We start from the raw sequence: 12682 nt of genomic DNA, 5'->3' as shown, positions 1-12682 counted from the left end.
AGCCCTTTACCATCCCCCAGCAACGACACCGAAACCGTCCGCCATCTTTTATTCGGCAGCCTCACTGCCGTCCAAACCACCATCCACACCCTACACAAACGCGGCTACGCCGAACTCAATGACTGGAGCCAACCCATCTCCACCGGCAGAGCTAACGGAGTCATGGCCATTTTGACCAAGCGGGTGAGAGTAGAAGGCTAGTAGATTATTAGGTGCAGCTATAGAGTTCAGCCTCTAAATTACGATATGGAGCTGATCGACTGTCAGCTCCGCATGAAAAAGCAAAATAGCAATAGTATGAGAGTACGCGTAGCGGTTTAAAGCCAATGCTAGACATCACCCTCAACTGGAAACCCGATCCCACAGTACTGACTAAACTCATAGAGCTAGCTAGTCAGCAACAGAAGCCACTAGAAACCCTACTAGACGAAGCTGTACAGCAGTATTTCCAGATTCACGACAAGGAGCCTCTAGCCATAGACGATGATCCTATCGTCGGTTTTTATGAGGGTTCTCCTAATCTCGCTAGCAACGCCGAAAATATCCTCGCAGAAGAAATCCGGCCCCAGTCAGGATGGACGACGAAAGAATGACGACCGTAGCTGATACCGGATTTGCCGTTGCACTAGGCAACCAACGAGACCAGTACCATGCCGAGGTAAAGAGGGTGTATGCCCAACAAAAGCAAATTCTGTTGCCACAAACCGTTTTGGCAGAAGTCGCATATCTCTTACATCGTGATGCAGGTACCGCTCAGCTAGTGCAATTTTTGGATGCGTTACCCGCCAGCCGGTTTCACCCTATCTGTTTGACAGAGCAGGACTTTGCCCGCTCCGCCGCAATTCTGAAGCAATATAGCGATAGCCGGATCGATTTTGTAGACGCTTCCGTAATGGCCATTGCTGAACGCTACAACCTAGACACTATCCTCACGCTAGACCGTCGCGATTTCAGCCTCTATCAGCCACCACATTGCGCTGCCTTTACCCTCCTGCCTTAGCCGCTGAGGCAAATCAACCCACCTAATTGCCATGTAAGGTGCAATGACCATGAACAGACCAGGGCTGTCCATAGGTTGGCAAGCGCTTGTGCCCTTTCACGGCGCGCATTGTCACCCTGTTGCCCAACACGGACAACCTTTTCTCCTGGACAAAAAGTCTAATAAAACAAGACCTGCTGAGGGAATGAAGCACCTCTATCTCATTGGGGAATTAGTGCAACTTTAATGCAGTCGTAAATTTTAGAAGCTGAAACTACTGATATATAAAGGTTTTAGCGATCAAATCAGTTCATGAAATACGAGCTGTATTAGAATGCAGCTATGCAATGAAACGAAAACCGTAAGGTTAGAGTGTCGCCGTATTATTGTTGAATTTCCTGGGTTGATCAGAAGGATGAAAGAATATTTTCGGAAAAGGTAGAATTATTCGTATGCGCTAAAACATCTCGTAGTTCTACCACGCCCTGCCACGACACTTGTGAATACAGGTACATCAGCTTTCCTTGAAGTCAGTTATAGTTTAAGTTGATCGTTCGGAAAGACAATAGCCATATTGCTGAGAGTAGTTACCTGGTCGCAAGCATACGCTCAAAATGATTCAAGCTTTTGCAGGTAATAACAACTACCCTGCTCGGCCGTGAAATCCAGCAGAGTTTGAAATTTGTCCCGTTTCAGCACGCCTCTCATTTTTGCTTATTCTTCGCAAGCAGCGAACGCTATGGGTACCTATCTAGTGCGTACACCAGAATCCAATCTCATCATCAAAATCAAAGTTCGTCGCGATTCGAGCCAAACCATTTCTCTCGCAGCGATCGCAGATATCCCTGTTCTTGTAATTCGAGTATCTCCTGGCTGACTATCTCCGCCATCTCGGACCCTTCTCTAAACGCTACACCGTAGTCCTCTTGCGTCAGCGGCTCACCCGCTAGATCAAAAGTATCCGGATTGCGGCCGGCAATATATTTAAGTGTGGGATAGTCATGGACAATGGCTTCTATGGTACCGGACTCTAAGGCGGCAAGCGCACTATCAAATAGCTTAAATTCAGTGACTTCGACTGGTTGCGATCGCGTGTATTCCTCTCCAGTTGTTCCATCGACCACGCCTACCTTCTTACCTCGAAGATCTTGGAAAGAGAGTTGACTATTAGATAGGTGTCCTACGGTCAAAGAGGCAATAAATTCAGCCACAATAAAAAAGCTCGCCCCCATCCAGATCACTGCGATGATTCGTCCTGGCAGCTTATCAGGGGTGACGTCACCATAGCCAAAGGTCCCTAGCGTCACGATCGAAAACCAAATTCCTTGACCGATGCCTTCAATCGGACTACCTGAGAACTTCTCGTTGTGCTTGTGCTCTACCATCCACACCAGTAAGCCGACCGCAGCGCTAGTTGCCAGTACCAGCAGCATCGGCTGCCAAAACTGCCAGCTCATTAAGCCGTGTACCATCAATACGATTGGATTGGCTGGCCGCGCACGGACCATCAGCTGCAACCCCGACCGATAGAAGGGATAGGTGAAATCGACCTGCTGCGATTCTCGTTTTGCCGTAATCGAGATGCCGGCGATCGCTGTATCTATTTGTCCGTCCGAGAGCCCTTCTAGCATGTCGACTACAGAGTCATACCGCACCCACTCAGTCTGAACCCCCAGGTCGTCGGCTATTCTATTCCACAGCTCCACGCTAAACCCATAGGGCACTTCCTGATTTAAGAAGACAAAGGGAACAATCTCTTTTGTCCCTACCTTAAGCACCCTTTGAGTTGTTGGTGTGTCTATCGGTGTCTCAAAATTAGTCACGTCGGCCTGTGCTAGTCGTGTGGAGTTAGGCTCAGCAGCGCTTACGGGTACTGTGCAAACTATCAAAAGAAAACCACTGATAAGAGAAGCAAACCGTTTCATAAAAGTGGAGCTAAAAGAGATACAGCCTAAGACAACAGGCAACTTCAAGTATGGTAGAGAAAAACCTCCCCAGCCTAGGTAGCTTATGTTACCTAGGCTAGAGACACTTGCATTCAATGATATCTGATTAGTAGCTACGGTATTCGACGAGGAAGAACTTACCGGCCTTCCCAAATACCTATTACCAAATACCTACTGCGTTAGCTCTTTCCAGGCAGCCTTTAAAGCTTGAGGTAGTTTGACTATTACCCTTTGCACCTCGCTAAGCCGGTGACTGATGCCCTGCTGCAAGTCCTGTAGTGGGTTGGGCCGTGCCGACTTGAGTTGTGGTTCGCCAAGAACAACCTCTTTACAGGCTCTATGCATAGGATCTCTCTGTGCATCCTCATCGAATGGGAAGCTGCGCAAAAACAACCTATCAAAAGGTTCGTTGAAAGGCCGATCAAAAGGCAAGAAGCGAAAGTCTCTCGAAAAGTCTCCTATCAATCTTTCACGCGCTTTGGCCTGCTTCCACTCCTCGTTACCAAAGTAACGGACCTGGCGGCGTCCATTGACAAAGACTTCCTCTATACCCTTTACCCAAGGCTTACTGTTTCCTCTTCTAACGATGTTGACATGGCGATAGCGATATAGTTGAGTCATCGTTCTCTCCTCGATAGCCAGATAGAATATCATCTATCAATTTGTTTCTATGGTAGCTAGAAGCTCTTAGATTTAGAGGCGATACAGAGGTTCGGATTTGAGAACTGGCAGGTCGCGATCGCCAGAACAATCCTTTTAGACTATTTGACTAGCGTTTGATTAGCAATAGTTTGACTAGTGATGGTCGCAGCATACGCTTGTTCTAAATTTCTCGTTCTAAAACAAAGAAAAAAGGATCTGATAATCCTTTGTAGTCCATGAGTCCCAGTAAAGTATTGTCATCAACCTTTCTAAACACGTCGTGTATTGGTAGATAGTCGTAGATCATAGTGGCGCTCACTTTCCCTCTATACTCCATCATCCTCAACCTAGCCTGACTCTCTTCTGTCTTGAGCATAGAGGTCAGTAGCGCATACATCGGCCCTAGGACGTCATTCTTGGGAAGGGGTAAACGCAGCGCTAGCTTCATCATCTGAGGATTCGGCGCGACCTTAAATGTCTGGCCACTACCGTCCAAAAAGAGTAGCGGATGAACGCACTCCGAACCGATAAACGCTTTGCCATACCAATTCGCAGCTTCTAGTAGGCCGTCCATCGGGTGACCAGTCTGAAAGCCAGATCCCTTCCACTGACCTAGCATGAACTCTATATCTACGGGCGCTAGCTGATCGAATAGGGCAAGTGCTGCTGCTGTGGTTTTTCCTTGTCCTCGTAGTTGGTCTAGTGTGGTTTTTTTACTCAGCATCGTTCTTCGAGTAGATACGGTGGCGATGAGGTAAGCTCTTCTACCTTAGCTTGTGGTCGCGATCGCCTGTCCTGCTAGCCAGCCAGTTGTCCAGGCGCTTTGGAAGTTAAATCCACCCGTGATACCGTCAATGTTCAAAATCTCTCCTGAGAGATACAATCCTGGGCACTGGCGACTCTCCATGGTTTTGAAGTTCACTTCCTTTAGCCGGACACCGCCACAGGTGACAAATTCGTCTTTAAATGCACCTTTACCAACGACGTCATAGCTGCTCTGAGTAAGCGATTGAACTAGCTGATTCAGCTGCTTTTTTGAGAGATTAGCCCAGGTAAGGGTACTGTCAATGTTTACACGCTGCAACAGATATTGCCAGAGGCGTTTGGAAAAGGCTGCATAGGGACTATGTGTAGCGATCGCCCGCCGACTACAGTTTGCCTTTACTTCCTGCAACTTAGCTCTCACCTGTTCTTGCGTTAGCGCTGGCAGCCAGTTTATGGTTAGCTGGGCTCTGTACTTTGTCTGTTGTAATTCTCTTGCTCCCCAAGCTGAAAGCTTTAGCACCGCTGGACCGCTGACGCCCCAGTGGGTCAGCAGCAACGGTCCTGTCTGCGTTAGGCTGGGTGACTTTTTCTTAGATGCTTTCTCAAGCTGTCTATCTACTTTCAACCGTAGGGCAACCGGATCGACCGCGACGCCGCTGAGCTGATGCAAGCGTTTGTCGGCGATGTTGAAGGTAAAGAGTGAGGGAACCGGAGATTCTATGACGTGACCTAGTGACCTAGCAATACGATGTCCTGCCGGACTGCTGCCAGTGGTCAATAGCAGACGATCACACGCCACTTCAGTTTTTACAGATCCAGACTTGAGCCGGAGCTGAAACCGACTGCCGGACTTTTCGACGTGGGTAATGGGTGATCGCGTTTTGATCCGTATGCCTGCCTGCTGCGCTGCTCGGTTTAGGCAGTCAACAATTGTAGCTGAATCATCTGTGACTGGAAACATCCGGCCGTCGGCTTCTGCCTTGAGCTTCACGCCGCGCCGATTGAACCATTCGATCGTGTCTTTAGGTTGAAATCGGCTGAATGCACCCCTTAGCGCCTTACCACCGCGGGGATAGCTCAGCACTAGCTGAGCTGGATCAAAGCAGTGATGGGTGACATTGCAGCGACCACCACCAGAGATTCTGACTTTGGCAAGCGGCTGAGGACCTGCTTCATAAAGGGTGACCTGATGGTTGGGATTTTGGTCGGCAGCAGCGATCGCGCCAAAAAACCCTGCCGCCCCGCCGCCAACAACTGCTATCTTCAATCCCCGCTGCGCCATCTGCCTTTTTGACCCATCCGTCATTAGTGAGATCCGTCTGTGTTTACAATCCTTTAATATTTTACTGAGCAAATCAACCAGACTTTTTTCTATGGCCAGCAAAGACAAGATTCGACAGCATCTCGCTCAAAGCGCAACTATCAAGCTAGACAGCATTTCTGAGCCTACCAAAGGCGACGAAGCTAAAAAGATGAAGATGATGGAGCACGTCGAGAGAAGCAAAGGCAAGGTTTAACGGCCTATTGGCCGCTTAGACTGGGCAAGCTATCAATTCGCAAACTGCGCTAATAGCTCCCTTATCTTGGCGGTCATTACGAAATGATCTTAGTAGGCTGTGAGATACCTTTAGATGTTGTGGCTAGCAGCAAGAGATAGCATAGGCAGCTTTGGTGCGATTCCAGGCGCAATTCCATTAGAGTAGCGAAGTTAGGCCACCGTGAGAATGCCTTCAATCAGTACATCTTCAATCAGTACGCCTTCAGAAGTGTGATTCAGTTTTCGTTTGTTTTAGTAGAACCCGGCGAGGCAGGTAATATTGGCGCAGCGGCGCGAGCAATCAATACTATGGGCTATACAGATCTGCGCCTGGTTCGTCCCAAAGCCGATCACCTTAGTGGGATTGCTCGTGCGATGGCTCATGGTTCAGAACACATCCTAGAAAACGCTCCCCAGTACGAAGATCTTGCTGGCGCGCTAGACGGCATTGACTTAGCCTGTGCATCTACCGCTCGCCACCGTATGCAAAAGTATCACTACGTATCGGTTCGAGATCTGCCTGATCTGCTTGAAGCTAAAGGTCACCTCGTCTCGACTGTTGCCATTGTTTTTGGTAGTGAACGCTCAGGACTGAGTAACCAAGATATTCAGACGTGCGATTTAGTGACGACAATTCCTCAGATCACTCCGCAGCCGTCATTGAATCTTGCACAGGCAGTGATGATTTATAGCTTTATGCTTTCACAATCGCAGACTCAGGTGCAGATAGCCGATCAAAGATTAAACCGAGATTCTGTATCGACAGAACAATATGCCCATCTCAAAAGTGCTTTGCGAACAACCATGGCGCAAGTAGGACTACATCAGCGCACCCAAAACTACGTTATAAAAGCGATCGCAAGACTTGGCTACGAAGATCTTGCCTTGATTCAACAAATTCGTACGTTTGTAGACAACAAGATCAACAACCAAATTAGCGATCAATAGCCCAAGAAGAAACAACGAAAGAAAAAACAAAAGGAAAACGTAATATCCTCAATCGTAGCCTGTTAGATACACGAAGTTGGAGATATAGAAAGTTGGATAGAAAGGAATAACTACAGCGCACATCTGCTAGTCGATGTAGTTATTCCTACAGCATTCATCAAGTAATTTAATATTGATATCTAGAGTTCATAACAGGGAACAAAAAACGCTGTGGATTCTACAGGAACTCAGTAGTAGGTGAAACGCTTACTGTATAAGGAATCGGGACTTTTCTGATCTGACGGCGAGGCACTATATATGTGCTAATGTCATGAAGTTGTGATTCGCTGCATTAAATATTTCGTTTTGTATCTTGCAATACGCTTTTGAACCTAGTAGAACTATAGATGCTAACAAATAATAGAACACCTAACTACTTCAAACTTCCCTTAATTCATTAAGGAAATAGTTTGTGGAAGCGTTGGTGATAGGCTGATTGTCTCAGCGAAATATAAATACCCTATTTAACGCGATATATAGCGATACATAAAGGTGCTTTTGACAGTGCTGCAACTTTCAATTGATTATGTTCGATGCTTTCGAGGCTTAGTAGTGTAGCTCAGCTGCACCGTTCGTTTAGTCAGGTGTTTTGTTTAGTTCAATATCTCCTTAGAAAAGCCTATATTAACCGGCCAAATCACACTATAAAGTGCGCCTCCCCACTTGTCCCCAGCCAATTGCTGGCACCTACATATGACAGCTCTATCTACGGCTATTCGCAATACGCTTGACACCCAGCACACTCTCCAGTGCCAAGACCTTTCTTTCATCTGCCAGCTAGCTGATGCTGAATCGAACGTAGAGAATACGCTCGAACAAATACAATCCTGGAGCTTTGAGCAATTCTTTGGATTTGCTTGTCACTTGTTTGTTACTACAGAATCCTCAAGCATTCGCAAGCAGCTGGCAAATCTATTTCCTAAGTTTGGCAAGATCTCGATTCTTTCGCTCGTTAAGATCATGCATTACTTTGATGCCTACAAGCGCAATCGGTCTTATTCAGGCTATCACTTTCCGGTAGAAGTTCAGGTACTGGCTGGGCAAGCACTTGAGAATATGCCTGCTCAGATCTTAGTGGTGGGACTAGCTCAGGTAATCGAAGAAGATGCTCACAGCGAGCTAAGAGAGACAATTGCTGTTTTTTTGGCCAAAGTATTCTACAAGAAAGAAGAGGATGTTCTCTCTTTGCTTTCGCAGCGCCTTTCAAAAGATAGCTGGCATGCAATAGAAGCGAGTCTAGTACGAGAACTCTCTTCCCCCCAGCATGAAAGGGTCATCTCTGGCCGGTTTAACAACATCCACAGCTCCCAAGCTAGCCCTTCGCCAAACGTTCTACAGCTTATAGACGTTGCATAGTCTGTAGTACTACTACTACTGTCATAGGATGCTTGTAGTGCTTGTCGAGCGGGCACAGCGCTCTATGCCCTATGCCAGATAGCTCCTATACCGGACAGCTAAGAACAGCAGTCCTTTTAGGGAGTCGTTTTTAGGGAATCGTCACTGATTAGAGACCACAAAGATAATTGACGGGACTGGCGCGATTCGAACGCGCGACCTAGCGCTTCAGATTTGTGTGAGTTTCCTCACTCTCTGGACTATACCTTCACCGTTGACAAATGATAAACAAATGCCTTTAGGTGGTAGCCGTCTAGTCTCTACACCTTCCCTGTAGACAGGGCTTGGCTCGGTATTGCCTTAAAGTACAACACTTGTTAGGTTTCACCGAATTTGACTACATTCACACGTCGGATTTCTCCTAACGGTGCCCGATAGTTCAGGAGGCGCTTGCTCTATCCAGCTGAGCCACAGCCCCAAGCTCTTGTAAAAGTAACGCTAGCGGCAAACAAACCACTGCGCTATTTCGACAATCACTCAAAGTACTATAGCAAGACTCTTCCGATTTTTGAATCAGCTTTCAACTATCCAAGCTTCCTTCCACGGCGCGCCACCTACTTCTAACCCAGCTAAATCGCTGAACGTATCTACAATCACTTGACCGTTAGCTAGCCATAGCTGCACTCGCAGTTCCCCGTGCGTTGTGTCTCTGCACAACCACTGTAAGCCTTCGCGGGTCGGTACACGCACATAGGCACCTTCGTCAGATGCGCGGCCTGTGATCTCAACTCGATAGCGATAGTCGCGGGCTACTAGATGCCAGTAGCCCCAAGGATCTATCGTCCAGGTGAAGGCTATCTTTGTCGACAAGAACTCGTAGAACTTACCCTGGTAATGAATGCCGATTAGACCCACGTTTTCTTTTAGAAAAAGCACATTGCGTATGCCACCTGCTGCGGTAACGCTCAATCCTGGCGCGTCGGTGAAGGCATTGCACTGTAGCCAAAACCATTTAGATGGAAAAGCGCCGCCCCAGTTTTTTTCCGCGTAGGCAGGCATATCTTTGAAGTCATAGGTCTTTCCCTGCCAATGTATCTGCCCAGAAGCTAAGCCATGCGCCATCAGCACCTGCCAGCCTGGTTCAAAGACAGATGGGTAGGATAGCCATCCAGCGGTTGCCTTTGGCCTTTCTGATTCTCCCCAGGTGGAGATAGGCTCGATCGCATATTCCCATTCTGCTTGCGCAGCGCCGGATGGTGTTAGAAGTTTGCCTCGGTGCGAGTAGGCTGTGAACTGGTAGCCTTCGTCTGAGGCCGGATTGACTGCTCGCTGATGGCCAACAGAGAGATACTGAAGACTTGCCTTGAACCGATGCACATTTGGAAAGGTTCGGCAGTAGTAGGATTCGTCTGGTCCGAGGATTTGAGCTGCGCCGCCGCTATGAGGGCTATCTCCTGCTGGATCGTCGATGGAGTACATAAAGGCAAAGGTCTGTGCGATCGCACTCAAAGTCACTCGCAGATACCAACCCTCAAAAAAACGTTCTGACTGGCCGCGCCAGTGATAGCCGCTGTGGGGCGTTTCGTTCATTCTATCGAGCCTCTACCCAGCGGGGAACATAGCGCCATGCTTTTTTGAGCGCCTGATCTCGCCAGCTATAGTCAGGCTGCTTTTGTTCAACGAGTGCCCAAAATGCTTTGGAGTGGTTCATATGAACGGTGTGGCATAGCTCGTGAACAAGAACGTAGTGCACCAAAGGCCGTGGCAAAAACAGTAGCTTGTAGTTGAGGCTAATGTTCTTTTGGCTAGAACAGCTAGCCCAGCGAGTCTTTTGACCTCGTACCGAGATGCGACGGCAAGGTAGGTCTAGATCAAAGCTTAGCTGCCGAAGCCAAGGCATTAGCTCTTCTTGAGCACGGTGTGCGAGCCATTGGCGCAGAACACGTTGACAGGCATCTAGATGGTCAGTACTACCCGTGAGGGTGAGGCGGTGGTCGCTATCTGGAATGCAGGTGATACGGTTGCTAGGCGATCGCACGTACTGAATTGTCCAAGTCTCTAGCAAGGTGCGATTACTTAAGGTAGGAGCGCTGTTCGATAGATCTTCGTCTAAGCTGTTTTCATTCAGGTCGGGCGATCGCCAGCGTAGGAGAATTCTATCGGGCCTCTTGGCCTGCCAGCTATCGACAGTATTTGCATGCTCACTTAGTAGACGCGATCGCGTTTTCAAAATCCAACTTCGTCGCCGCTCTAGAATCTCCGGTAGCTTAGTGCTATCGAAGTGAAGCGGCACTACTACTTCCACTTGCCTTCTACTGAGATCTTGATCGAAACATGCTTGGCCCGCTTACTCTCGCGTATTCTATAAGGTGGCAAGTCATGAGACGGTAGGTCATGATCGGGCAAGTCAGATGGCAACTCACTGAAAAGAAGCTCTAACTGAGACATCAACACACCAAACTAAACATGTCGGGATACATCCGCTGAATTTCTATAGATAGCCGTAGCGCCTAAGCGATCAGTCCGCTCTTATTATTGCTGATTATCATCTTCGAGTTTGAGTTCATACAGAATAAACGCTATACCTAGTCTTACTCTTATTGGCTCTGTGTGTAACTTTTTAATTATGAAGTCCTTCTTAGAATCCACTTGCCAACCTAACAAGTCTCCCTGTCGACTTTTAGGGCTTGCGCTAGGCTCACTCTTTTTGCTTTCTAGCTGCAATAATACCTCTACCGAGTCAGCTGAAAACACCGTTACCGTACTAGGCGTGGTGGTTGGGGAGCAACAAGAAAAATTAGAGCAAGCCCTAGCCCCGTTTGAGGAAGAAACTGGCATTGATGTCGTCTACGAAGGCACCGATGCCTTTGCCACTCTGCTACCCGTCCGGGTGGAATCAGGCGATGCGCCCGATCTAGCCATGTTCCCACAGCCTGGCCTGCTTGCCGACTTTGCCAGGGCCGGACAGCTCATTCCACTCAACAGTTTTATGGATAGCAGTACGCTAAGTGATGCCTATCCAGATACTTGGCTAGAGCTAGGCAGTGTTGACGACGAAGCCTACGGTATCTGGTATAGAGCTTCTGTAAAAAGCCTGGTATGGTATCGACCCACCGCTTTTGAAGAAGCTGGTTACGATATCCCATCGACTTGGTCAGAACTGATTGCGCTAAGCGATCAGATCGTCGCTGATGGCGCTACCCCCTGGTGTATTGGTCTAGAAAGTGGCGATGCTAGTGGCTGGCCCGGCACTGACTGGGTTGAAGACATTATGCTACGCACCGCTGGCCCCGAAGCTTATAGCCAGTGGGTAGAGCACGACTTGCCCTTCAATTCTCCCGAAGTTGTCAACGCCTTTAACGAATTTGGCGAGATCCTGCTCAACCCTGAATACGTCAATGGTGGGGCCGTTGGCGCAGTGTCTACTCCGTTCGGAGACTCCCCGCAAGGAATTTTTAACGAGCCCCCTAGCTGCTATATGCATAGGCAAGCCAACTTTATCGCCACCTTCTTCCCAGAAGAGACAGAGCCTAGGGTGGACTACGACGTTTTTCCCTTACCGGAGATAGACCCTCGATTTGGCACGCCTATTTTGGTCGCAGGAGATGCTTTTGGCATGTTTAACGATACGCCCGAAGCCAGAGCGCTAATGGAGTATCTAGCGACTCCACAGCCACATGAGATCTGGGCTGGTTTAGGTGGATTCATCTCTCCGCACAAACAGGTTTCGACCGATGCCTATCCAGATATCACTAGCCAGAAGATTGCTCAGATCCTGGCCGATGCCGATGTTGTTAGCTTTGATGGCTCAGATATGATGCCTGGCGCGGTAGGCACTGGCACTTTCTGGTCTGGGATTATTGATTTTGCAGTCGGCGAGTCGGCAGAAGATGTGACTGACTCTATCGAAAATAGCTGGCCCGAATAATTCTTTTTATGAAGCAGCATTTGAGCACAAAAGTCAATAATTGTTTTCCTAAACATTGATATTGAAAGCGTAACGATTGAGAGGCGCTAAGATCGATTTGCGGTGGATACCGTCAGTTAACGCACTCAAATAACACGCATAAAAAGGAAGGTTGAATCTATGGCGGAAAACGAAGGTAACAAAGGCGGTGTTCAAAAAGACAATTTCGACAGAGGAATTGTTCCAGCTGAGACCGCGGCGCGCAAAGAGCGAGAAGGAGAGGATTACAAAGAGACATCCGATAAAAAAGGCAGCATCGATACCACGGGTGGACAGACCATGAGTAATGAAGGGCTAGCCAATAACTATGCAATTGAGCCAGAAATGTACATCGAAGAACCTGGCGATTTGAGCGAGGATTCGTAGTTCTTCTCAAGTTCTAAACTTTTAGGTAAAGTAATTCAAACACTTTATTTCAAATACTTTATCTTCAAAAACTTAGAACTTTGCTTGTTTGGTAGCTTTGTCGCTTAGAGTATCTTTAAGGAAAGAGCTGGAGGGTGTCGTTCTCTCTGGCTTTTTCC

General features: G+C 48.0%; 14 protein-coding genes. 8 read left to right on the top strand and 6 right to left on the bottom strand.

The window, feature by feature from the left end; translation table 11 throughout:
• From S7335_RS28355 to S7335_RS04090, 3 genes are all read left to right on the top strand, one after another.
• Positions 1-201, top strand: a 201-nt coding sequence (locus S7335_RS28355) for a hypothetical protein (RefSeq protein WP_071776906.1), incomplete at its 5' end; no start/stop codon positions are given.
• 125 nt (positions 202-326) lie between these two features.
• Positions 327-593 (top strand): hypothetical protein, encoded by a 267-nt coding sequence (locus S7335_RS04095; protein WP_038015575.1) that lies wholly within the window; start codon positions 327-329, stop codon positions 591-593.
• A complete protein-coding gene (locus S7335_RS04090) occupies positions 575-1000 on the top strand; it encodes a type II toxin-antitoxin system VapC family toxin (protein WP_038015573.1) in 426 nt (141 codons plus the stop codon). The genes S7335_RS04095 and S7335_RS04090 overlap by 19 nt, the downstream gene beginning before the upstream one ends.
• Before the next feature lie 767 nt (positions 1001-1767).
• On the opposite strand, the gene S7335_RS04080 is transcribed toward S7335_RS04090, so the two are convergent.
• The 4 genes from S7335_RS04080 to S7335_RS04065 form a co-directional block, all read right to left on the bottom strand.
• On the bottom strand, positions 1768-2904 hold the full coding sequence (locus S7335_RS04080) for a transporter substrate-binding domain-containing protein (RefSeq protein WP_157620086.1): 1137 nt from the start codon (positions 2902-2904) through the stop codon (positions 1768-1770).
• 192 nt (positions 2905-3096) lie between these two features.
• On the bottom strand, positions 3097-3546 hold the full coding sequence (locus S7335_RS04075) for a hypothetical protein (protein WP_006454526.1): 450 nt from the start codon (positions 3544-3546) through the stop codon (positions 3097-3099).
• A 202-nt stretch (positions 3547-3748) separates the two neighbouring features.
• Entirely contained in the window at positions 3749-4291 is a 543-nt protein-coding gene (locus S7335_RS04070; RefSeq protein ID WP_006456436.1) for a DUF4334 domain-containing protein, read from the bottom strand.
• 45 nt (positions 4292-4336) lie between these two features.
• Positions 4337-5638 (bottom strand): NAD(P)/FAD-dependent oxidoreductase, encoded by a 1302-nt coding sequence (locus S7335_RS04065; protein ID WP_006456440.1) that lies wholly within the window; start codon positions 5636-5638, stop codon positions 4337-4339.
• 67 nt (positions 5639-5705) lie between these two features.
• Between S7335_RS04065 and S7335_RS27680 the strand changes: the two genes are divergently transcribed.
• The 3 genes from S7335_RS27680 (at position 5706) to S7335_RS04055 (ending at position 8212) form a co-directional block, all read left to right on the top strand.
• Entirely contained in the window at positions 5706-5849 is a 144-nt protein-coding gene (locus S7335_RS27680; RefSeq protein WP_006454024.1) for a hypothetical protein, read from the top strand.
• A gap of 251 nt (positions 5850-6100) precedes the next feature.
• Positions 6101-6817 carry a TrmH family RNA methyltransferase gene (locus S7335_RS04060; RefSeq protein WP_006456794.1) on the top strand — a complete coding sequence of 239 codons (717 nt, stop codon included), beginning with the start codon at positions 6101-6103 and terminating at the stop codon, positions 6815-6817.
• 732 nt (positions 6818-7549) lie between these two features.
• On the top strand, positions 7550-8212 hold the full coding sequence (locus tag S7335_RS04055) for a hypothetical protein (protein WP_006454014.1): 663 nt from the start codon (positions 7550-7552) through the stop codon (positions 8210-8212).
• 552 nt (positions 8213-8764) lie between these two features.
• Here the strand turns inward: S7335_RS04055 and S7335_RS04050 are convergent.
• Together S7335_RS04050 and S7335_RS04045 are read right to left on the bottom strand one after the other, a co-directional pair.
• A complete protein-coding gene (locus tag S7335_RS04050; RefSeq protein WP_006456241.1) occupies positions 8765-9781 on the bottom strand; it encodes a tocopherol cyclase family protein in 1017 nt (338 codons plus the stop codon).
• Between the two features lies 1 nt (position 9782).
• Positions 9783-10496 (bottom strand): M48 family metallopeptidase, encoded by a 714-nt coding sequence (locus tag S7335_RS04045; RefSeq protein ID WP_006457108.1) that lies wholly within the window; start codon positions 10494-10496, stop codon positions 9783-9785.
• A 321-nt stretch (positions 10497-10817) separates the two neighbouring features.
• On the opposite strand from S7335_RS04045, the gene S7335_RS04040 reads away from it, so the two are divergent.
• Together S7335_RS04040 and S7335_RS04035 are read left to right on the top strand one after the other, a co-directional pair.
• On the top strand, positions 10818-12119 hold the full coding sequence (locus tag S7335_RS04040; RefSeq protein WP_006456254.1) for an ABC transporter substrate-binding protein: 1302 nt from the start codon (positions 10818-10820) through the stop codon (positions 12117-12119).
• A 159-nt stretch (positions 12120-12278) separates the two neighbouring features.
• Positions 12279-12524 carry a hypothetical protein gene (locus S7335_RS04035; RefSeq protein WP_006453442.1) on the top strand — a complete coding sequence of 82 codons (246 nt, stop codon included), beginning with the start codon at positions 12279-12281 and terminating at the stop codon, positions 12522-12524.
• Positions 12525-12682: the final 158 nt, after the last annotated feature.

Origin of the sequence: Synechococcus sp. PCC 7335, from assembly GCF_000155595.1 — a bacterium.
Classification (GTDB): domain Bacteria; phylum Cyanobacteriota; class Cyanobacteriia; order Phormidesmidales; family Phormidesmidaceae; genus Phormidesmis.
This window is presented reverse-complemented; position numbering and strand designations above follow the sequence as displayed.